This window comes from Intestinirhabdus alba (assembly GCF_009711095.1).
In the GTDB taxonomy this organism is placed as follows: Bacteria; Pseudomonadota; Gammaproteobacteria; order Enterobacterales; family Enterobacteriaceae; genus Intestinirhabdus; species Intestinirhabdus alba.
Genome location: NZ_WMJZ01000021.1, coordinates 47,668 through 68,320, shown reverse-complemented (window position 1 = coordinate 68,320; position 20,653 = coordinate 47,668). Strand labels below are relative to the sequence as shown.

Genomic DNA, 20,653 nt, shown 5'->3' with positions numbered 1-20,653 from the left:
ATATTCGACAGGTACTGTATATTCCTCAAGCGCAATTTGCTCATGGCGAAGTGAAGGACTTTCATGATTGAGATTAAACATCTGAAGACGCTGCAGGCGCTGCGCAACAGCGGGTCGCTGGCGGCCGCAGCGACGACGCTGCACCAGACCCAGTCGGCGCTGTCTCACCAGTTCAGCGATCTGGAGCAGCGCCTCGGCTTTCGTCTGTTCGTGCGCAAAAGCCAGCCGCTGCGCTTCACCCCCCAGGGTGAGATCCTGCTGCAGCTGGCAAATCAGGTGCTGCCGCAGATAGGCCGGGCGCTGCAGGCCTGTAACGCCCCGCAGCAGTCCCGGCTGCGCATTGCCATTGAGTGCCACAGCTGCATTCAATGGCTGACCCCGGCGCTGGAGAACTTCCGCGTCAAATGGCCGCAGGTGGAGATGGATTTTAAATCCGGCGTGACCTTCGATCCGCAGCCCGCTCTGCTGCAGGACGAGCTGGACCTGGTGCTGACTTCGGATATTCTGCCGCGCAGCGGCCTGCACTATTCACCGATGTTCGATTTCGAGGTACGGCTGGTGCTGGCCCCCGACCATCCGCTGGCCGGCAAAAAACGCATCACGCCCGCAGATTTAGCCGACGAAACGCTGCTTATCTATCCGGTACAGCGCGCCCGGCTGGACGTCTGGCGTCATTTTCTCCAGCCTGCGGGCGTCAGCCCGGCGCTGAAAAGCGTGGATAACACCCTGCTGCTGATTCAGATGGTTGCGGCCCGGATGGGCATTGCCGCGCTGCCGCACTGGGTGGTGGATAACGTGGAGCGCCAGGGTCTGGTGGTCACCAAAACCCTGGGCGACGGCCTGTGGAGCCGCCTGTATGCTGCGGTACGCGACGGCGAGCAGCGCCAGCCGGTAACCGGGGCGTTTATTCGCTCGGCGCGCCAACACGCCTGCGATCGCCTGCCGTTTGTGCGCGGCGTGGAGCGACCCAGCGGCGATGCACCCACAGCGACGCCAGGATCACCAGCGCGCCCGTGATAAAGCTCTGCCAGTGCGGCTGCTGGTGCCATATCGCCAGGTTGACCAGCAGCCCGGCGGGCACGTGCATATTATTCATAATGCCGAGAGTTCCCGCATCCACCTGGGTAGCTCCGTAGTTCCACATAAAGTAGCCGATGCCCGAGGCCGCCACGCCGAGAAACGCCAGAATGCCCCACTGCAGCACTGTCGCCGGCATTTTCTGGGCGTTGCCCAGCGTAAGCCAGGCCGCCGCCGCCACCAGCAGCGCCCCGACGTAGAACCAGGCGAAGGCGTTGTGCTGCGGCATGGGGCGCACCTCCATCAGCCGCTTATAGCCCACCATGCCGATGGCAAAGCTGATGTTAGAAAGCTGCACCAGCAACAGCCCGACCCAGAAGTGGTCGGTTACCCGATCGTAACGAATAATCCCCGCGCCAATGACCGCCAACAGCGCGCTGAAGGCGTAGCCCAGCCGCAGACGACGCCCGCTGATCAGATCGTAAATCAGGGTTATGTAGAGCGGCGTCAGCACGGTAAACAGCAGCAGCTCGGAAACGGTCAGGTAGAGGTAGGCGTGGAAGCTGAGTATATACATGATGCCGAGCTGCATCGCCCCCGCCAGCATATACAGGCCGATGGTTTTTACGCCATGCCCGCAGGTGCGCAGAAAGGGGAGAAAGAGCAGCGCCGCAAGGCCTACGCGCACCAGCACCGCAAAATAGCTGTCGACGTGCCCGGCCAGATACTCGCCGTAAAGGCTAAAGGAGAAGGCCCACAGGATGGTGGTAATAATGAGTAGCGCCACAATGGATGTCTCACAGATTGAAAGGTATCCATTGTAATGTTTTTTATGGTTGACGACTGAACAAATAACAGACATCCATTTTCCTGAACCTGAGCTATCAGTGCCTGGCTCAATTTCACCATGCTGACATTCGCCATACTTCAGGTCGCAGGCACGGAGCGCGCATTCAGAATTCCGGGTCGTGACTCTGGTTTAGAGCCTCGTCCACCAGACGTTATTGGCGCAGCCAGTTTAGGCACGGACAGCGCACAGAAACCGGAGCATATATGTGGTAGTGGGGATTTCGGGCACTGCCCTGGTCCAAAATGGCAAGTAAAATAGTTCTAATGGGCCAGGCTCTAAATGAGTTAGTTACTACTTGATCTTTATCTTATATTTTTTATAAAAGTCTTTACCGGAATGCATTGTGCCGAGAGTAAAACCAGAAACAGTTACGCTATAATCTCCTGATTTTTTCGGGATACCAGTTATGATAATGCGATGGTAATCTTTGTTTATCCCATCTTCCCCACCAAAACCGTATTTTACTTCTTCCGGATCCCATACTAACCCTGAACCGTTCGGGGTTATACTTACCGATACGCTGGATTCATTAACGGCCCCGCCTTTTAAATCAATGACATCCCGGTACTTGTGATTAACTGTTGCAACTTTAAGATTATTTTTTTCAGGAAGAACTGTTGGATGCGTACCGGCGCAGCCAGACACAATAAGAATTAAAATATAAATTAAATATTTCATTTAGCTCAATGGTTTGAATACCACGCCTCCAAAACATGTTTACGGACATATTCCAGAACTTTATTTAGCGTATCAGTGCATAATATTATCTCCAGCCCTATTTATTTTTATTCTATATACCTTATCAATTTTTCTTCCCGGTGTTGATGTTCCCATAGTGTATCCATTAATATGAATCAGTATTTCACCGGTTTTCTTAGGTTTTCCACTAATTATTATGTGATGATAGTCCTCCTCCTCTTTTTTCTGCCCCTCCCTTTCTAAGGTAATCACTTCAGGCTTCCATCTCAAGCCAGAATCCATAGGTGAGATATTTACGCCGACATTCTCTTTGAACACAACGGCATTAGTTATTTCAACTTCAGAAAAATAGGCTTGCCCCACAGTTCCATCAGGGAGCTTATTTCCTCCTGGTGAAAAATTTGGCGCTGGATTTGCACAGGCAAAAAGAAAAAAAATAATAAAAACAATTATTTTTTTCATACTTATTTTATTGGTTTAAAAACCAACCCTCCAAAAACATGTTTAGCGAAGTAGTTGAGACTGCTTCTGTCTTTTATTTGCCAGTCAACTCTTCCCCAGGAGAAAAGCTTGAGTTCAATTAATTGATTACTATCTTTGGTAGTAATATCTCCGCCATCGACCTTACAAACAGGTTTATCCCAAACGATCCGGTGATTCTTTAACGATGAATCACCATTATCCCATTCTTTTAACATCCCTGCAGATATGAGAGTGACGACTCCGTACTCTTATTAAACATGCGACTTATTTTTTTATCATTACTTATTTTAAAACATTAATTTCATATTTTCTTTCAAAATATTGCCCAGCACTAGCAACAACACCGCCCTTAATAGTAATTGTTACAACTCCTTGTAATTTAGGCTTACCTTGTATGGTAAAATTATTATATAGATATTTTGTGTAATATTTTTTTTCAGAAAATACCAGTTTTAACCCAGAATCTGATGGATGAATTCCATAACTCAAATCGACAACCGGTCCTGTCCCTCCAGTAATGGTAACAGGAACATAATAGTCCTGGCCAATATACCCATCAGGCAAATGATCAGGCTCGAATACAATATTATTGCTACATGCAGTCAAAAATATAGAAAGAACAAAAATCATATTGCATTTATTCATTTAAATTATGGTATTTTTTTAAATACCATTCCCCCAAAAGTATGCCTTAGAAATTCACCCAACGTTAATGAAGCCCTAAGCGAATTATCTTTAACTTCACCCCATGAAAAAAGTCTCAGCGAGACAAGTTCTTCTAAACTCGTTTCGTTAGTAATACTTCCCCCGTTTACTAATTTTAATTTCCCTCCCCAAACGATCCAGTGATCTTTGAATGGAACATCTGCACCTTGTTGGAGCATGCCCGCTGATATCAAACTAAAAATATGGACATCATTACTCATTAATGAGTTTAATTTACAAATATCGTTTAAACTGCTGTGATACAAACTTATATTACTAAATATCTTCTGCGCACCTGTATTCAGCATCCATTTTTCAATATCACCCCACAATGTAATTGCAGATACTTTATCTCGAACTGATTCATATCTTAACAAATTATTAGATGAGTCACGCAAGCTAGCCATTGTAATCCAATCAATTGCGGAAACTCTAGGTTGACTTGCCCCTGCAAATAAATCATCCACTTTCATCGTCTTAGTGCTTGGCTGAAATAAAAAATCCCCCAACATGGCTTTACCATGACTCCATAGCTCCCAGACCAGTTGTTCATAAATATCATATCGATCCATCATTAAACAATAGTAAAAAGCTGCCGGTCCACATAACATCGAGTAATACTGATCTGGGTAATATCCCCCTTCAGGCCCTAACAGGGAAGCAGCCTTTCTGGTATCAAGTTCACTTTTTATATTATTTTTCGTAAAGGGGTCTAATGGATCTCCTATTGGATGCTCTAGTGAAACAAAAAACCTTGGCATACAAGTGATTTGCACATGATGTATATTATCCTCCCCCTTATCATTCACGGGTTTTGTCTGCGTTTTCGTTTCAAAATAGCAGACATTTTCGCGTTTATTTTTAGAGTACGCTTGTCCTGATACCATTTCACCAAGGGTATACATTTTCTTTGACGGAGAGGAAAACACCGAAATCAGCTTACCGCCGTGTTTACGGTACAAGTTCATCTCTATAATATAGATCACTGACAAATCATCATCAGTCTCATTTGTTTCATGAGGCTGGGTATAATAACCAGAAGTTATTGGTTGTTGCGTCACTGACAGCAGAACATGCTTTTTATTATTAGCGTCAGTTTTATACACATTGAGGTCGTAAAAAAGATCAGATGTTGGAACATTAGACTCAATTTTTGTATAAATATTATATTTAGGCATTGATAGCCTCCGGCATCATATGTAGCAGAACATCCTGAGTTTGCGCAGAGGTAAACAGCTTCGTATATCCCTCACCATCACTAACACCTTCCAATACTGAACCATCTGCCAGAAATGCCTTGTAAGGAGTATTCAGTATCGGTGTTCCATTATCATCTGTACACAGGTAGCGAATATTGTAACTGCCATCATCTATCGCATTCGCTAAAGGTGAAATATCAGGCTTATGCTGCGCTCTCGTCTGTCTCGCATAATGCCCGGCTCTTGTCCTGAAATCCCCCAGGGTTGCTGATTCAATAGCATTGACATCCAGAGTGATATAACTCCCTCCGCCATTTATCGTCAGCTTCTTCCTCGCGATGATTTTGATTTCATCTTCCGTGCTGACAATACTGATTTCTTTGCGAGCCAGCAATTCCATCAGATCGTTTTGTGCCTGTATCTGTACCGACCCCTGGTTCGCGATGAGCCTGATCCCCAGCTTACGGACAAACACGCTCAGGGCTTTACCAACCCCGATAAACAGATTTTTCACCACGCTGACATCAGCATTTTTACCGGCAGTGGCAATCAGGTTCTGGCCGGCTGATACCTGCAGATGTTGTCCGCTGGTCAGCGCGATGCCATCCGGCGCACTGAGCAGCAGCACCGATTTTTTAAGGTCCGTCAGCTGCTGTTCCAGCAGGTTAATTTGCGCCTGGAGATCGGCCGGGTTCGCGCTCGCCTTCTGCGCATCATCGGAGAGGGATGTCATCTGCTCCCGGGCGGTGCCCAGATTGCTGACCGCCGGCTGCATCTCCAGCACCTGCCCCTGGGCCTTCTCCTGCCCGTCCGCTGAGATAAATATCCCTTTCTGCGCCCGGATAGCCCCCCAGCAGTCGGTTCTGAGCTCGAAGCCCTCACCGCGCTTTTGCTTTTCGCTGTCGACGAGGTGTCCGAGGTTCAGCTGACTCTTGCCGCCGTACTCCGTCGAAATCTCGATATGCTCCTGGCCACGATTATCATCAAGGCGGATTTTGTTGTTCGAAGGTGTACGCAGCACGTTACGTTTGTAGTTGCGGATAGTGACGTGGTCGCCGTGGGCCGAGTCGTGCAGCACGCCGGAGATGTATGGCCGGTCCGGGTTACCGTCTTCAAAGCCAATCGCCACTTCGGTCCCCGCCAGCAGCGGCAGGTGCAGGCCGTAAGTGTCGCCGGCATAGGGGCGGGACTGTCGCACCCACAGGCTCTCGAACCCGGTCTCCCAGTTATCACGGTCAAACAGCAAGTTAACGCGATAGCGGCCGTCTTTATCGATATGCCCGTAGGTGTCATTTTCGGTGGTACTGGTGACGCGGGCCGGTAATGTGCCGGCCATCACCGGGCATGGGCCTGGCTCCGGGCGGAAGCAAAAGTCCGTGCTGTCCGGGATCCCGTCGAAGTTGACGCCAAAATCTTCATCCCGCCGCGCATGACTGTGCATCGCCGTGATGACCACGCCTTGAGCAAATACGTCTGCCACTTCATAACCGCCGACGACTTTCAGCAGCATACCCGGAGAGAGGGTCGGACAGCTGGTGATGGCACGGGTTTGTGTCTGGCCATTCAGGTAGCGCTCATGACGAATGCGGGCGTAAAACGCGCCCGTCTCCGGTGCCGGATCGCGGTCATATGGGCTTCCCGGCGTCAGATAGTTATCAGCATAGTGATATGCATCACCATAGGTGGTGGTATCCCCGCGGGTCGCATCGACCCGGCTGTTCATGTCGTCCGTAGCCTGACGGTAGTTGTAGTCACGGGTACTGACCTGCTTCTGCACCACGTTATGGCGGCTCTCCATTCCCCACACCGAATCCACGCCTTCCGAATGCTGTCCTGACGGCGGAACCGATGGCAGCGTCAGGCCCTTCTCATAACCCTGCTGACCGTCACAGAACTCCACGACGTCGATATTCAGGCGTGTGTCGATGGTAAAACGGAACCAGATGCCAACCTCGCCCAGCAGGCGGGTAATAAAGTGCAGGTCATCCTCGCCGTACTGCATCACCTGCTCACGGCGCGGGTACTCTTTTGAGAGTGAGAACAGAAAATCCTGACCGTGCATGTTGTGACGCTCGCGCAGGATTTTTTCCACGATTTGCGGGACCGACATGTCCTGGTAGATAGCGTTCTGGTGTGAACGGTCAAGCAGCGCCAGACGTGGCTGGAGCGTCAGGGCGTAATGGGTTTCATCTTTTGATGTGCCGAGGCGTTCAAAACCCGTGACCACCCCCTGAATCACCCGCACCGGCTGCTGTATTTTGATACCGTAACCCCGGTCAACCGGGGCCTGCAGCGTCAGGGAAGCGGATTTCATCAGCATCATCTCTTTGCTGATGGCATGGTTACCGCTGGTGAACTCAATACGATAGCTGAACGGTTTACTGAGGGCCTCATTTCCTTCAAAGGCCAGTACATCGAGCGCTGACTCACACCCTTTTACCGAAAGCGAGTGGTGATTATGGCTAAATCTTATAGGAAGAGTGTTGCTCATTGTATTCCTTTACTTCGGCAGGCATAAAACCAGACATGCCTTAAGTGAGTGAGTCACTGCACTGTATATACCCGTCATACTTCGTGATGACAGGTATAAAATTTATCCCCACGCGCTAATTAAGCACATAAGGACAGGTTAAACAAGATACAGCTTACGCAGATAGCGCGGCACCGCATCTTCAGCGTTATCGCCGATCACCTGCAGCTCCGGGTACAGATCTTTCAGCCGCTGATGCGCATTAGCCATAATGCAGCCCTTGCCTGCCATCGACAGCATTTCGGCGTCGTTCATGCCGTCGCCAAAGGCGATGCACGCTTTCAGGTCGTAACCCATCGCCTTCGCCACCGCCTCCAGCGCATGACCTTTCGAAACGCCGCCGGCCATGACCTCCAGACAGGTCAGGGTGGAGAAGCTGACGTTAACCCGATTGCCCCAGCGGGCGTTAATCGCCTGCTCCAGCGGCAGCAGCCGCTCATGGGCGTCGCTGGTAAAGAAGATCTTGCTGACGCCCTCCGGCTCCAGCAGCGCCGGTTTAAACAGCGAATAGTTAAATACCGCCTCCTTGAAAAAACGCATCTCATCCGGACGATGGCGGTTCATAAACCACTCATCGTCGCGATAGACGTTGGTGATGATATCCGGGCTGTCATCCACCACGCCGAAGAGGTCGCTGGCGATATCACTATCCAGATTATGGGTGAAGACCAGCCGCCCATCGGTATCATGCACCCGCGCGCCGTTGGAGGTGATCATGTAAGCCTTAATCTCAAGGCCATCGCGGATTTGCCCAACGTCGACATGGTGGCGGCCGGTGGCGAATACAAAGTTGACGCCGCGGGCGGTTAACAGCTTCAGCGTCTCTTTCGCGTAAGGGGAAAGTGTATGATCGGGAGAAAGCAGCGTGCCGTCCAGGTCAGACGCAACGATTTGATACATAAAAGGTTTAACCTCTAAGCAAAGCGGTTTTCGCTGAGTGAGTTAGTTATGCCCGTTGAAAAATTCAACGATAGCGTTGAGCGCGGCTGCGCGCATGGCGTCTTTTTCAAAAAGAATTTCATGATAGGCACCCTTTATCACCAGCGGCACCCTCCCTTCTACCGGATGGCCCGCCGCGGCGCGAATTTCACAATAGCGGTCGTGCATCCGGTTATCCACCACCCGCTCTTCCTCCGCCTGGATTATCAGCGTTGGCGTGGCGTCGCCGCCCGCCCCCGCCAGCACCTGACTGCCGGCCTGAAGACCTTCCCGCACCCAGTGCAGCGTTGGTCCCCCGACGCGCAGCTGAGGCTCATCGGCATAAAAGCGCAGGTTGCGCCGGTAGCGCTGTCGGCTGTGGGTCAGTAAATTTATACCGAACGGCAGCGCCCGCCAGCGCCCGGTGCCAATAGCGTAACCTTCGCGAATGCGCGGATACTCTTCGGCCCAGTCGAGAATATGGCGCACCATCACTGAAGGCAGGCGAATCACGATGCCGAACATCGGCGCGCAGAGCGCAGCCGCATCGCACTGCCCGGGGTGGCGCTGCAGAAACAGCGTGGCGATAGCGCCACCCATCGAGTGGGCCAGAATGTAGCGTCTGCGCCACGCCCCCGGCCGCACCTCCTGCTGCCAGAAAGCGGCAAAATCATCCACGTAATCATTGAAGCGATCGACGTGCCCGCGGTTCGGGTCCGGCAGCATACGCCCGGAACGCCCCTGCCCGCGGTGATCGATAATCAACACGTCAAAACCGAGATGAAACAGATCGTACGCCACTTCGGCATACTTCACGTAGCTCTCAATGCGGCCGGGGCTGATGACGACGACGCGGTCATTTTCCTTTGCGCGAAAACGGACAAAACGCACGGGAACATCGCCCACGCCGGTAAACTCCGCCTCTTCCCGCCGTCGCCAGAAATTCGTTAGCGGCCCCATAGAAAAAGCAGCAAAAGCATCTTCTCGTGATTCCCACTCTTTCTGCTGCTGAAACATCGGCTTCCATCCTCGTTTCTCTGATAGGGTCGTTTCAAACGCTTTGCTGCGACAGAAGCGTATTGTGGCATATACTCGGCATACTTCAAGGGACCGGCGGAGCGGCCCTCCGGTCATCCGCCGCGAATAAACAGTCAATCAGGGAGTTTGCTATGACCTTTGAGTGGTGGTTCGCCTACCTGCTGACGTCGATGATTTTAAGCCTTTCCCCCGGCTCCGGCGCTATCAACACCATGACCACCTCCATTAACCACGGCTATCGCGGCGCAGCCGCCTCTATCGCTGGCCTGCAGAGCGGGCTGGCAATACATATTGTGCTGGTCGGCGTTGGCCTGGGCGCGCTCTTTTCCCGTTCGGCGCTCGCCTTCGAGGTGCTGAAATGGGCCGGCGCAACCTGGCTGATTTGGCTGGGTATCCAGCAGTGGCGCGCCGCGGGAGCCATCGACCTCAATACCCTGGCCCAGGTCCGGACGCGGGGAAATCTGTTCAGGCGGGCGGTGCTGGTGAATTTGACTAACCCAAAGAGCATCGTCTTTCTCGCCGCCCTGTTTCCCCAGTTTATTATCCCGCACCAGCCCCAGCTGATGCAGTATCTCCTCCTCGGGGTTACCACCATCGTGGTCGATATTATCGTTATGATCGGCTACGCCGCGCTGGCACAAAGGATCGCCGGATGGATTAAGGGAGCGAAGCAGATGAAGGCCCTCAACAGAGGGTTTGGTTCACTGTTTATCCTGGTGGGCGGGCTGCTGGCATCGGCGCGACACGTCTGAAAACGGCCGGACGGCGATCCGGCGGGAGGGTTAGCGCGACACGATCAGATGAATACCAAAACCCGCGAACAGCGCGCCGGCAAAGCCGTCGATCCATTTCGCCAGCCGCTGATAGCCAAGGCGTATTTTCGGCAGGGCAAACAGGCTGGCGACGACGGTAAACCAGGCAAAGGTTTCGACGGCAATCAGGACGAAAATTCCCCAGCGGGCGGCCGCACCGACGCTGTCGCCAACAAACAGCGAGAATACCGAGCCAAAATAGACAATCGCTTTCGGGTTCGCCAGGTTGGTTAACAGCCCCTTAATAAAGCTGCGGCCCCCCTGGGCCAGCTCCACCTGCGGGGCGGGATCGCCGACAGCACGCTTTTTCAACGCCCCGCGCAGCATCTGGTAGCCCAGCCAGCACAGATACATGCCGCCGCCGACCATAATGATGGTATGCAGCCAGGCCATTTTTTCAACGATCAGATTCAGGCCAAGCAGCGCCACGCCCGACCAGACCATTACGCCGCAGGTAATGCCCAGCACGCCCAGCATCGCCTCTTTGCGCGAGCGGCTGACGGCGGTCTGAGAAACAAAGAAAAAGTCGGGGCCGGGGCTGATCAGCGCAAGGAGATGCATCACGGCCACGGAAAAAAATAACGTTAGCATGATCGATAGTTCTCGCGGGGGGAAGGGTTCAGAGAACCCTCATCCTGGCAGCTTTTCATCCGGCTGACTACTCTTCCTCTTCGCCGTCGACGTGGGCGCGGATCAGCGCCATAAACGGTTTGCCAAAGCGTTCCAGTTTACGCATCCCGACGCCGTTGACGCTCAGCATCTCGCCTGCGGAAACCGGCGTCTGCTCGGCCATCTCAATGAGCGTCGCGTCGTTGAACACCACGTACGGCGGAATATTCTCCTCATCGGCGATGGCCTTGCGCAGCTTGCGCAGCTTGGCGAACAGTCTGCGATCGTAGTTGCCGCCGAAAGATTTTTGCATTACGCGCGGCTTCAGCGCGACGATACGCGGCACGGCAAGCTGCAGCGGCGCTTCGCCGCGCAGCACCGGGCGGGCGGCGTCCGTCATCTGTAGCGCCGAATGCTGGGCGATGTTCTGCGTCACCAGCCCAAGATGGATAAGCTGACGAATCACGCTGACCCAGTGCTCATGGCTTTTTTCCCGCCCCATGCCGTAAACCTTGAGCTTATCATGGCCCAGATCGCGGATACGCTGGCTGTTGGCCCCGCGGATCACTTCCACCACGTAGCCCATGCCGAAACGCTGGTTAACCCGGCCGATGGTCGACAGCGCAATCTGGGCATCCTTCAGGCCGTCGTACCGTTTCGGCGGATCGAGGCAAATATCGCAGTTGCCGCACGGCTCCTGCCGCCCTTCGCCAAAATAGTTAAGCAGCACCAGGCGTCGGCAGGTTTGCGCCTCGGCAAAGGCCCCCATCGCATTCAGCTTGTGCCGCTCAATATCCAGCAGTTGCCCGGCGGGTTTCTCCTCCAGGCAGCGGCGCAGCCACGCCATATCCGCCGGATCGTAGAACAGCATTGCCTCTGCGGGCAGGCCGTCACGCCCGGCGCGGCCGGTCTCCTGGTAATAGGATTCGATGTTGCGGGGAATATCAAAGTGCACCACAAAGCGCACGTTGGGCTTGTTGATGCCCATACCAAAGGCCACGGTCGCCACCACAATCTGCAGATCGTCGCGCTGAAACTTCTCCTGCACGTCGGCGCGCACGGCGTTATCCAGGCCCGCATGATAGGCCGCCGCGCTGATGCCGCGGCTTTGCAGGCGCGCGGCGGTGTCTTCCACCTTTGCGCGGCTGTTGCAGTAGATAATACCGGACTTGCCGCGCTGCTCCTGCACGTAGCGCATCAGCTGATCGAGCGGCTTAAACTTCTCCATCAGCATGTAGCGGATGTTCGGTCGATCAAAGCTGCTGATCTGAATGAGAGGGTCGTTCAGCCCCAGCAGACGAATAATGTCCTGCCGGGTGGTATCATCGGCGGTGGCGGTCAGGGCCATAAACGGCAGGGCGGGAAAACGCTGGCGCAGCTGGCCCAGCGCGGCGTATTCCGGACGGAAATCGTGCCCCCACTGGGAAATACAGTGCGCCTCGTCCACCGCCAGCAGCACCGGGTTCCAGTGCGCCAGATGATCGAGGAAGTTGTCCAGCATCAGCCGTTCAGGGGCGATATACAGTAGCCGGATCTGCCCGCTACGGCAGCCCGCCATCACCGCCAGCTGTTGGTCGCGGCTCTGGGTGGAGTTCAGGCACGCCGCCGCCACGCCGTTGGCCAGCAGCTGGTCGACCTGGTCCTTCATCAGGGAGATAAGCGGTGAAACAACCACCGTCAGGCCGCTAAGCAGCAGCGCGGGGATCTGATAGCAGAGGGATTTTCCGCCGCCGGTCGGCATAACGACGAGGCAGTCGCGCCCGGAGAGCGCGGTGCTGACAATGGCCTGCTGGCCGGGGCGGAACTGCTGGTAGCCGAAGGTCTCCTGTAAAACCTGTTTAGCCCCGGATTCCAGATTTAACACTTCCGCCTGCGCCACATTAACCCCGTTCGCCGTCAAACAAAACAGGCGCTATTTTCAGCGTCTGAGAGAGAAACTGCAATGTTTATACCCTAAATAATTCGAGTTGCAGACAAAACGCAGCGCGTTTTGAACAGCCCCCGGCTGGCCCGGAGGGGTGAGGCCTTCAGGCCGAATCACGCGGCAAACGAGCAACAAATTCGTCAGGAACGAATTTGCCCGACCGCAGGTCGCCTTCGGTGAGGGACAGGGATGTCCCTCATTCATCTCCGGGAGCATAGCAAACACTGTGACCGGAGTGAGTAACAAATCTGTCGGGAGCAGATTTGAACGCCGCGCAGCGGCGGCCCGTCAGGGCGAGTCTCATGGATGAGACGAGTAACCCGCAGCCAACGCACAGGCAACCTGAAGTATGACGGGTATAAAACGCAATCATCGCTTAGAAGAGATCGTTAAGCATCACGCCAACGCCGACGCGGGTCTGGTTAAAGTTGTAGTCGATCAGCGATTCACCGTAGCCGCTCCAGAACTGGGTATAGAGGCGAACGTGTTTCGTCAGCGGATAGCTTAAGCCCAGCTCCGCCCCGCCGTAGCCGGTATTCCAGTTATACTGCCCCTTCGCGCTCAGCACCGCGTCGCCCAGATGATAGCCCACCTTAAGCTGGTAGTAGCCCGTATATTTGGTAATGTCCGGGTTATCGTCGGTATCGCCGATGACGTACCACGGCTTCACCTCTACCAGCCAGCTGCCGTTCTGCGCCATCAGGCGGGTATAGAGGCGATTCCAGCTGCGGGAGGTGGGTTCGGAGCGGCCGTTGGAAGTATGGTTATAGCCCATCTCCACATCGCGTAGCGTCCAGCCGGCAAAGCGGTAGTCGGTAGCAAAGCCAAGGAACAGCTGCGGCTCGTAGTTGGTTTCGCGAAACGGCGATGACTCTTCGCTGTTGGAGAGCTGCCACCACGACCGCTGCGTATAGGACGCGCCAAGAACGGAGTTGGGGCCAAGGATCCCGCGCCAGAGCGGGAACGCCAGGCTTAGCTGAAACTTCACTTCGTCTTTACGGGCGTTATCGGACCAGTTATAGCTGCTAATCGCCTCTTTATTCAGATCGCTGGTGGAGGTGTAGATCAGGTAGTTGGTATCGTAAGGGTAAAGCGTGAAGGGGTTATCATGCTCCTGCAACAGATTGGCGATAATACTGCCGCGCACCGCCGGTGCGTCATGGACCTCTTTTATCGTCGCTTCTTGCGCATACGCGGCCAGCGGCAGCAGTACCGCCGGTAACAACCAACCCTGAATCACCCGCATTAGTGTTGTTCTCCTGAACGAAACATTTTCAATATATGTCATTAAGTGTCAGACATTTTACATAGTTATGTGCCCTGTCGTTAGTCATCCTGTCCGAAAGTAGAAATCAACAAAGAATAAGCATAATATCAACATTTTGTTAACCAAAAATATCACGGGATTGTATGGCTGCCGTATTAACCGCTGAAGAGGCCCTGAAGCTGGTAGGGGAAATTTTTGTCTATCATATGCCGTTTAACCAGGCGCTGGGCCTGGAGCTGGAGCGCTATGAGAAAGGGTTCGCACAGCTGGCCTTTAATAACCAGCCGATGATGGTCGGCAACCGGGTGCAGAACATTCTTCACGGCGGGGCAATCGCGTCGGCGCTGGACGTTGCCGCCGGGCTGGTGTGCGTTGGCAGCACGTTAACCCGTCATGAAACTATGAGCGAAGATGAGCTGCGCCAGCGGCTGTCGCGGATGGGCACCATCGATCTGCGCGTTGACTATCTGCGCCCGGGGCGCGGCAGCCGCTTTACCGCTACCGGCAGCCTGCTGCGGGCGGGAAATAAAGTCGCCGTCGCGCGGGTGGAGCTGCATAACGAAGAACAGGTCTATATCGCCAGCGCGACCGCAACGTATATGGTGGGGTAGACGGATAAAAACAGGTAATCTGTGGTGACATTTTTAAGATGAGTGCTTCTGATGGACGCTAAGCAAACTCGGCAGGGCATATTACTCGCGCTGGCCGCCTACTTTATCTGGGGCATCGCCCCCGCTTACTTTAAGCTTATCGATTACGTTCCCGCCGATGAGATTCTGACGCACCGGGTGATCTGGTCCTTTTTCTTTATGGTGGCGCTGATAAGCCTTAGCCGTCGCTGGCCGCAGGTCAAAGCGCTGTGGCAAACGCCGAAAAAAATCGTGCTGCTGGCGCTCTCCGCGGTGCTGGTCGGCGGCAACTGGCTGCTCTTTATCTGGTCGGTGAATAACCACCATATGCTGGAGGCCAGCCTCGGCTACTTTATCAATCCGCTGGTCAATATTCTGCTGGGGATGATCTTCCTTGGCGAACGCTTCCGTCGGATGCAGTGGCTGGCGGTGTTTCTGGCGGTCTGCGGCGTGCTGGTGCAGCTCTGGACCTTCGGCTCGCTGCCGGTGATCGCCCTTGGGCTGGCGTTCAGCTTTGCCCTTTACGGCCTGGTGCGTAAGAAAATCGCCGTCGAGGCGCAAACCGGTATGCTGGTTGAAACCCTGTGGCTGCTGCCGGTTGCCGCACTCTATCTGTTTGGTATTGCCGACAGCCCGACCAGCCACCTGGGGAGCAATACGATGGTGCTGAATCTGCTGCTGATCGCCGCAGGGGTTGTCACCACCATTCCGCTGCTCTGTTTTACCGCCGCGGCCACGCGGCTGCGTCTCTCCACGCTGGGCTTTTTCCAGTACATCGGACCGACGCTGATGTTTCTGCTGGCGGTGACCTTCTACGGCGAGACGCCGGGAGCGGATAAGATGGTCACCTTCGCCTTCATCTGGGCGGCGCTGGCCATTTTTATCATGGATGCCGTCTATACCCTAAATAATTCGAGTTGCAGGACAAAACGCAGCGCGTTTTGAACAGCCCCCGGGCTGGCCCCGAAGGGGTGAGGCCTTCAGGCCGAATCACGCGGCGACGCAGTGACAAATTCGTCAGGAACGAATTTGAACAGCCGCAGGCTGCCTCTGGTGAGAGACAGGGATGTCTCTCATTAATCCCCGGGAGCTTACTGGAGTAAGTGACCGGGGTGAGCGACAAATCTGCCCGGAGCAGATTTGAATGCCGCGCAGCGGCGGCCCGTCAGGGCGAGCCTCATGGATGAGACGAGTAACCCGAAGCCAACGCACATGCAACTTGAAGTATGACGGGTATATACCCACCCCAGGATAAAACGTTAGTCTGATGGTTATATTCTGAAAAATATCCCCCTCTCTTGCCAGAATGTGGGGATATTGCCATCCTGAGCGCAAAATCAGACAAGGGATGTCGACCCGTGACAAACATAATCGCTATAGCCCCAGCAATAAAAAGAAAAAGAGGTATTGCCAGGTTACGTTACGCCCTGTTATTTATTTTAATAAATATTGTTAGCGGCGTTATCGTTACTCAGGCGGTGGAAACAGACAGCGGATTTCTGATGCTCATCGCAACGATCGTCTGGCACTACCTTATTATCACGCTCAACTGTTTCCGCCTCAGAGACAGCGGCTTCAGTTATATAAAAAGCTATATCTCCGTAACCCTGCTGATCTATCTTTACGCCATCGTTGAGATCGGCATTGAAGGTTTTGATTGCGGAGGAACGGGCATCTCGGTATTTCTTGGCTGGTATTTTTTAACCTTTGTTATATTAATGATGGCACCAACCGCCTCTTAAGTTAAATATTTAAATGGAGTTAACATGAGCTATAACTACAGGGAAGACAGTACACTTTCAGAAAAGTGGAAAACTCGTTTTGATTTCTGCGAGAAGCACGGGTTTCTCGACTTCTGGCAACTTGTGCCGCCGAAGGAGTATAAAGAGGCATTCAATAAATTACCCTGGCTGGAGAGAATCAAGGTAAGATTCAGTTTGCGTGCCTACGTCTTTGGCTGTATTTATTTACTTTGCCTGGGTCTGTGGCGGAAAGCCATCCTGGTTTTTTTGTTAGCCATTCTCCTGTCGATTCCCGCGATGTTTCTTGGTCGGTATGGCTATATTGTTGGGTTAGTCTATTCTGTATTTATCGCGCAAAATACCATCAAATGGTTCTATGAAAAAAAGGTAAAGGGCATCGATAACTGGAGTCTGTAAATCACATCCGGGAGGCAGCCACCGCTGCCCCCCGGCAGCGCAATGCTACAGCCAGTTCTTGCGCTTGAAGTACAGATACGGGGCCAGGCCTGCGAGGAGCATTAAGATAATGGCTCCGGGGTAGCCGAAGCTCCACTTCAGCTCCGGCATAAATTCAAAGTTCATCCCATAGCTGGAGGCCACCAGCGTCGGCGGCAGGAACACCACCGAAACCACCGAGAAGATCTTAATAATGCGGTTCTGCTCAATATTGATAAAACCCATCGCCGCCTGCATCAGGAAGTTAACCTTCTGAAACAGAGATTCATTGTGCGGCAGCAGGGATTCAATATCGCGCAGGATCTCACGCGCCTGCTCCAGCTGCCCGCCCGGCAGACGCGCCTTGCGAACCAGGAAGTTTAGCGCGCGCTGGGTATCCATCAGGCACAGACGCACCTTCCAGCCGATATCCTCCAGCTCCGCCAGGGTGGAGAGCGCTTCATCATATTCATCGCCCTGGTGCCCTTCCATAATCACCCTGCTCAGCTGCTCCAGATCGCTGTAGATATTTTCAATCTCATCCGCCAGCTGTTCGATTTTGGTTTCAAACAGATCCAGCAGCAGCTCATAAGCGTTGCCGTCCATCATCGCCTGGCTGCGGGCGCGCATCCGGTACAGGCGAAAGGCGGGCAGCTCACGTTCACGCAGGGTGAACAGGCGGCCGTCGCGGATGGTAAACGCCACGGTCGAGTTACCGGCGTGATCGTCGGCGTCTTCAAAAAAGAAAAAAGAGTGAATGTGCAGGCCGTCTTCATCTTCGAAAAAACGGGCGGAGGCTTCGATATCCTCCAGCTCAGGGCGCGTCGCCAGGCTCTGGCCCAGCTCGGACTGGACGCGCATTCGCTCGTCATCATCCGGCTCGACCAGATCGACCCATACGGCATCGACCAGGGGATGTGTTTCTTCGCCTTCCAGCCGGGACAGGCGATTATTTTCCAGTTGAAATGCGCTCAGCATGACCGGGACTCCCAATGCGTAAAAATATCGGACGGTTCGGTGGGCACACAGAAACACATTGGGTTTCAGACCATTAAACAGCCTGACTCAGCGCGACGGGAAACAGAAGAAGTCGCTGACAACCGCTAAGGCTATCAGCAAAGAGGGATAGCCTTAGGAGTTGATCCTGGATGACAGGATAGTGAGCCAGTATCTACTGGGTGTGTCCAAGGCGAATGTCCTCTTAACGTAATCGTGCGCGCATGTTACGCCAGCAAAAATTTGTCGTCAACACGCAACGAAATGCGAAAAGCAACAGGTGTCGTCCTTAACCGTTGGTGAGTATCGGGAGGGCAAACGCAGGGCGCGGATCGTAAAGTTTGAAGACGCCGGACGCGCGGCGCGATTGCGCCCTTATCAGGCCAGAACAGCGCCGGTTTCCTCTCAGGGAAAAGCCATGCTTCACGCCTGATGCGACAGGCGGCGCGTCAAAGCGCCTTACGTCTTCTCACGCGGCCCGAGTTATTTAAACCGCTATTTTTCAGAATACTACCGGCCTGAGGCGAAATTCAGGCCGACTCCAGCTTCGCATAGGCCGCCACCAGCCATTTGATCCCCTGTCCCTGGAAGGCGACCTGCAGGCGGCTGTGCTCGCCGCTGCCTTCGAGGTTGACGATGGTGCCCTCGCCAAACTTCGCATGGCGCACCCGCTGGCCAAGCTTATAGCCGGTATCGTTTTCCGCCATCGGCGTTCCCATCCGCTGATGGCTGACCGGACGGCTGACGGTGGCGCGCAGGCGCACCTCCTCAACGCACGCCTCCGGCAGCTCGCCGATAAAGCGCGACGGCCGGTGGTAGACCTCTTTACCGTACAGGCGGCGCGTTTCGGCATACGTCAGCGTCAGCTTCTGCATCGCGCGGGTGACGCCCACGTACGCCAGGCGGCGCTCCTCTTCCAGGCGGCCGCCCTCGTCCAGAGACATCTGGCTGGGGAACATGCCCTCCTCCATGCCGACGATAAACACCTGCGGAAACTCCAGCCCTTTTGCCGAGTGCAGGGTCATCAGCTGCACCGCATCCTGCCAGGTGTCCGCCTGCCCTTCACCCGCCTCCAGCGCCGCATGGGAGAGAAACGCCTGCAGCGGCATCAGATCTTCATCTTCTTCGTTGTAGCTGAACTGGCGCGTCGCCGTCACCAGCTCCTCTAAGTTTTCGATTCGGGTCTGGCCCTTCTCGCCCTTCTCCTGCTCATACATCGTGCGCAGGCCGGAGTCTTTAATCACCCGATCGGTCTGCACGTGCAGCGGCATCTCCGCCGTCTCCTGCGCCAGCGCATCCACCAGCTCGATAAAGCGCTGCAGCGCGCCGGCGGCGCGGCCGGCCAGCGCCTTCTCCTGCAGCAGCTCGCGGCACGCCTGCCACAGGGTCAGCTGGCGGTCGCGGGCAGTCTGCCGCACCACATCCAGCGTGCGATCGCCGATGCCGCGCGTCGGGGTGTTGACCACCCGCTCAAACGCCGCGTCGTCATTGCGGTTGGCGATCAGGCGCAGATAGGAGAGTGCGTCCTTAATTTCCTGACGCTCAAAGAAGCGCATTCCGCCGTAGATACGGTACGGCATACTGGCCTGCAGCAGCGCCTCTTCCAGCACGCGCGACTGGGCGTTGCTGCGATAGAGGATGGCGCACTGCGCAAGCGCCCCGCCGTTGTCCTGCCAGGTTTTAATGCGGTTAACCACGAAGCGCGCTTCGTCCAGCTCGTTGAACGCGCAATAGAGGGAGATCGGCTCGCCGTCGACGCCGTCGGTCCACAGCTTCTTACCCAGCCGCCCGTTGTTGTTTTCAATCAGGGCGTTCGCCGCGCTGAGAATGTTGCTGGTCGAGCGGTAGTTCTGCTCCAGACGGATGGTCTGCGCGCCGGGGAAGTCGTTGAGGAAGCGCTGGATGTTTTCCACCTGCGCCCCGCGCCAGCCGTAGATGGACTGGTCATCATCACCGACGATCATCACCTTGCCGGTATCACCCGCCAGCAGGCGGACCCAGGCGTACTGAATGTTGTTGGTATCCTGGAATTCGTCCACCAGGATATTGGTAAAGCGCTCGCGATAGTGCTGCAGAATATGCGGCTTGTTGAGCCATAGCTCGTGGGCGCGCAGCAGCAGCTCGGCGAAATCCACGAGGCCCGCGCGATCGCACGCCTCCTGGTAGGCCTGGTAGACCTTCTGCCAGGTCTGCTCCACCGGATTGCCGAAGCTCTGCAGATGGTGCGGGCGCAGCCCCTCGTCCTTCTGGCCGTTGATGTACCACATCGCCTGGCGCGGCGGCCACTGCTTCTCGTCGAGGTTCATGGCCTTGATCAGCCGCTTGAGCAGCCGCAGCTGATCTTCGCTATCGAGGATCTGGAAATCCTGCGGCAGCCCGGCGTCCATATGGTGCGCGCGCAGCAGGCGGTGGGCCAGACCGTGGAAGGTGCCAACCCACATGCCGCCCTGGCTGGTGCCCATAATCTGCCCGATCCGGTGGCGCATCTCCGCCGCCGCCTTATTGGTGAAGGTCACCGCCATAATCGAGTAAGGCGAGTTGTTCTCCACCGACAGCAGCCAGGCGATGCGGTGCACCAGCACGCGGGTTTTACCGCTCCCCGCCCCCGCCAGCACCAGCATATTGCTGCGCGGCGCGGCCACCGCTTCGCGCTGTTTGTCATTGAGGCTGTCGAGCAGGTAAGAAACGTCCATTGGCACCGCCGCGTAAAAGTAGAGTGAACCGCTACGCGCACCGCTCCGGTTAGCAGAGGGCGACCGGCTCGCCGGGAGCATAGACTGGCTATGCCGTCGGGAGAAAT

General features: G+C 54.8%; 21 protein-coding genes. 6 read left to right on the top strand and 15 right to left on the bottom strand.

The window, feature by feature from the left end; all coding sequences use genetic code 11:
- Nucleotides 1-63 precede the first annotated feature (63 nt).
- On the top strand, nucleotides 64-1,017 hold the full coding sequence (metR, locus tag GJV78_RS15365; RefSeq protein ID WP_155109141.1) for an HTH-type transcriptional regulator MetR: 954 nt from the start codon (nucleotides 64-66) through the stop codon (nucleotides 1,015-1,017).
- Here the strand turns inward: metR and GJV78_RS15360 are convergent.
- The 9 genes from GJV78_RS15360 to pldB all read right to left on the bottom strand — a co-directional run bounded on the left by GJV78_RS15360 (nucleotide 905) and on the right by pldB (nucleotide 9,418).
- Entirely contained in the window at nucleotides 905-1,804 is a 900-nt protein-coding gene (locus tag GJV78_RS15360) for a carboxylate/amino acid/amine transporter (RefSeq protein WP_167519592.1), read from the bottom strand. The two genes, metR and GJV78_RS15360, sit on opposite strands and share 113 nt — an antisense overlap.
- Before the next feature lie 354 nt (nucleotides 1,805-2,158).
- Entirely contained in the window at nucleotides 2,159-2,545 is a 387-nt protein-coding gene (locus GJV78_RS15355) for a hypothetical protein (protein ID WP_155109139.1), read from the bottom strand.
- Between the two features lie 72 nt (nucleotides 2,546-2,617).
- Entirely contained in the window at nucleotides 2,618-3,028 is a 411-nt protein-coding gene (locus tag GJV78_RS15350; RefSeq protein ID WP_155109138.1) for a hypothetical protein, read from the bottom strand.
- Between the two features lie 2 nt (nucleotides 3,029-3,030).
- Nucleotides 3,031-3,264: a hypothetical protein gene (locus tag GJV78_RS15345; protein WP_155109137.1), complete on the bottom strand. Its 234-nt coding sequence runs from the start codon at nucleotides 3,262-3,264 to the stop codon at nucleotides 3,031-3,033.
- A 67-nt stretch (nucleotides 3,265-3,331) separates the two neighbouring features.
- Nucleotides 3,332-3,679: a hypothetical protein gene (locus GJV78_RS23670; RefSeq protein ID WP_230979160.1), complete on the bottom strand. Its 348-nt coding sequence runs from the start codon at nucleotides 3,677-3,679 to the stop codon at nucleotides 3,332-3,334.
- 20 nt (nucleotides 3,680-3,699) lie between these two features.
- Nucleotides 3,700-4,932, bottom strand: a complete 1,233-nt coding sequence (locus GJV78_RS15335) for a hypothetical protein (protein ID WP_155109136.1) — start codon at nucleotides 4,930-4,932, stop codon at nucleotides 3,700-3,702.
- A complete protein-coding gene (locus tag GJV78_RS15330; RefSeq protein WP_155109135.1) occupies nucleotides 4,925-7,444 on the bottom strand; it encodes a type VI secretion system Vgr family protein in 2,520 nt (839 codons plus the stop codon). Before GJV78_RS15330 ends, GJV78_RS15335 begins: the two co-directional genes overlap by 8 nt.
- A gap of 138 nt (nucleotides 7,445-7,582) precedes the next feature.
- Nucleotides 7,583-8,383, bottom strand: coding sequence for a sugar/pyridoxal phosphate phosphatase YigL (gene yigL / locus GJV78_RS15325; RefSeq protein WP_155109134.1), 801 nt, complete (start codon nucleotides 8,381-8,383; stop codon nucleotides 7,583-7,585).
- A 42-nt stretch (nucleotides 8,384-8,425) separates the two neighbouring features.
- The gene (pldB, locus tag GJV78_RS15320) at nucleotides 8,426-9,418 is read right to left on the bottom strand and encodes a lysophospholipase L2 (RefSeq protein ID WP_155109133.1); all 993 of its coding nucleotides are present in this window, start codon (nucleotides 9,416-9,418) and stop codon (nucleotides 8,426-8,428) included.
- A 152-nt stretch (nucleotides 9,419-9,570) separates the two neighbouring features.
- On the opposite strand from pldB, the gene rhtB reads away from it, so the two are divergent.
- A complete protein-coding gene (rhtB, locus tag GJV78_RS15315; RefSeq protein WP_155109132.1) occupies nucleotides 9,571-10,191 on the top strand; it encodes a homoserine/homoserine lactone efflux protein in 621 nt (206 codons plus the stop codon).
- A gap of 30 nt (nucleotides 10,192-10,221) precedes the next feature.
- Here rhtB and rhtC read toward each other — a convergent pair whose 3' ends face one another.
- From rhtC to pldA, 3 genes are all read right to left on the bottom strand, one after another.
- Entirely contained in the window at nucleotides 10,222-10,842 is a 621-nt protein-coding gene (gene rhtC, locus GJV78_RS15310; protein ID WP_155109131.1) for a threonine export protein RhtC, read from the bottom strand.
- A gap of 67 nt (nucleotides 10,843-10,909) precedes the next feature.
- Nucleotides 10,910-12,739: an ATP-dependent DNA helicase RecQ gene (recQ, locus tag GJV78_RS15305; RefSeq protein WP_167519597.1), complete on the bottom strand. Its 1,830-nt coding sequence runs from the start codon at nucleotides 12,737-12,739 to the stop codon at nucleotides 10,910-10,912.
- Between the two features lie 421 nt (nucleotides 12,740-13,160).
- Nucleotides 13,161-14,030, bottom strand: a complete 870-nt coding sequence (gene pldA, locus GJV78_RS15300) for a phospholipase A (protein ID WP_155109129.1) — start codon at nucleotides 14,028-14,030, stop codon at nucleotides 13,161-13,163.
- A gap of 164 nt (nucleotides 14,031-14,194) precedes the next feature.
- Between pldA and yigI the strand changes: the two genes are divergently transcribed.
- The 4 genes from yigI (at nucleotide 14,195) to GJV78_RS15280 (ending at nucleotide 16,839) form a co-directional block, all read left to right on the top strand.
- Complete coding sequence (gene yigI / locus GJV78_RS15295; RefSeq protein WP_155109128.1) at nucleotides 14,195-14,662, top strand: acyl-CoA thioesterase YigI; 468 nt, start codon at nucleotides 14,195-14,197, stop codon at nucleotides 14,660-14,662.
- 51 nt (nucleotides 14,663-14,713) lie between these two features.
- Entirely contained in the window at nucleotides 14,714-15,625 is a 912-nt protein-coding gene (rarD, locus tag GJV78_RS15290; protein WP_155109127.1) for an EamA family transporter RarD, read from the top strand.
- Between the two features lie 413 nt (nucleotides 15,626-16,038).
- A complete protein-coding gene (locus GJV78_RS15285) occupies nucleotides 16,039-16,422 on the top strand; it encodes a hypothetical protein (RefSeq protein WP_155109126.1) in 384 nt (127 codons plus the stop codon).
- A 24-nt stretch (nucleotides 16,423-16,446) separates the two neighbouring features.
- On the top strand, nucleotides 16,447-16,839 hold the full coding sequence (locus tag GJV78_RS15280) for a DUF2628 domain-containing protein (RefSeq protein WP_155109125.1): 393 nt from the start codon (nucleotides 16,447-16,449) through the stop codon (nucleotides 16,837-16,839).
- A 45-nt stretch (nucleotides 16,840-16,884) separates the two neighbouring features.
- Here GJV78_RS15280 and corA read toward each other — a convergent pair whose 3' ends face one another.
- The 3 genes from corA to uvrD form a co-directional block, all read right to left on the bottom strand.
- Nucleotides 16,885-17,835, bottom strand: coding sequence for a magnesium/cobalt transporter CorA (corA, locus tag GJV78_RS15275; RefSeq protein ID WP_155109124.1), 951 nt, complete (start codon nucleotides 17,833-17,835; stop codon nucleotides 16,885-16,887).
- A gap of 153 nt (nucleotides 17,836-17,988) precedes the next feature.
- Nucleotides 17,989-18,045, bottom strand: a complete 57-nt coding sequence (ysgD, locus tag GJV78_RS23665; protein WP_211180520.1) for a protein YsgD — start codon at nucleotides 18,043-18,045, stop codon at nucleotides 17,989-17,991.
- A 338-nt stretch (nucleotides 18,046-18,383) separates the two neighbouring features.
- Nucleotides 18,384-20,546 carry a DNA helicase II gene (gene uvrD, locus GJV78_RS15270; protein ID WP_155109123.1) on the bottom strand — a complete coding sequence of 721 codons (2,163 nt, stop codon included), beginning with the start codon at nucleotides 20,544-20,546 and terminating at the stop codon, nucleotides 18,384-18,386.
- Nucleotides 20,547-20,653 lie beyond the last annotated feature (107 nt).

Coding starts and splice junctions, on each gene's coding strand:
- uvrD (WP_155109123.1), bottom strand. CDS start 20,546: ATGGACGTTTCTTACCTGCTCGACAGCCTCAATGACAAACAGCGCGAA.
- GJV78_RS15335 (WP_155109136.1), bottom strand. CDS start 4,932: ATGCCTAAATATAATATTTATACAAAAATTGAGTCTAATGTTCCAACA.
- GJV78_RS23670 (WP_230979160.1), bottom strand. CDS start 3,679: ATGATTTTTGTTCTTTCTATATTTTTGACTGCATGTAGCAATAATATT.
- pldB (WP_155109133.1), bottom strand. CDS start 9,418: ATGTTTCAGCAGCAGAAAGAGTGGGAATCACGAGAAGATGCTTTTGCT.
- rhtB (WP_155109132.1), top strand. CDS start 9,571: ATGACCTTTGAGTGGTGGTTCGCCTACCTGCTGACGTCGATGATTTTA.
- GJV78_RS15330 (WP_155109135.1), bottom strand. CDS start 7,444: ATGAGCAACACTCTTCCTATAAGATTTAGCCATAATCACCACTCGCTT.
- yigI (WP_155109128.1), top strand. CDS start 14,195: ATGGCTGCCGTATTAACCGCTGAAGAGGCCCTGAAGCTGGTAGGGGAA.
- GJV78_RS15280 (WP_155109125.1), top strand. CDS start 16,447: ATGAGCTATAACTACAGGGAAGACAGTACACTTTCAGAAAAGTGGAAA.
- GJV78_RS15350 (WP_155109138.1), bottom strand. CDS start 3,028: ATGAAAAAAATAATTGTTTTTATTATTTTTTTTCTTTTTGCCTGTGCA.
- GJV78_RS15345 (WP_155109137.1), bottom strand. CDS start 3,264: ATGTTAAAAGAATGGGATAATGGTGATTCATCGTTAAAGAATCACCGG.
- rhtC (WP_155109131.1), bottom strand. CDS start 10,842: ATGCTAACGTTATTTTTTTCCGTGGCCGTGATGCATCTCCTTGCGCTG.
- rarD (WP_155109127.1), top strand. CDS start 14,714: ATGGACGCTAAGCAAACTCGGCAGGGCATATTACTCGCGCTGGCCGCC.
- pldA (WP_155109129.1), bottom strand. CDS start 14,030: ATGCGGGTGATTCAGGGTTGGTTGTTACCGGCGGTACTGCTGCCGCTG.
- GJV78_RS15355 (WP_155109139.1), bottom strand. CDS start 2,545: ATGAAATATTTAATTTATATTTTAATTCTTATTGTGTCTGGCTGCGCC.
- yigL (WP_155109134.1), bottom strand. CDS start 8,383: ATGTATCAAATCGTTGCGTCTGACCTGGACGGCACGCTGCTTTCTCCC.
- corA (WP_155109124.1), bottom strand. CDS start 17,835: ATGCTGAGCGCATTTCAACTGGAAAATAATCGCCTGTCCCGGCTGGAA.
- metR (WP_155109141.1), top strand. CDS start 64: ATGATTGAGATTAAACATCTGAAGACGCTGCAGGCGCTGCGCAACAGC.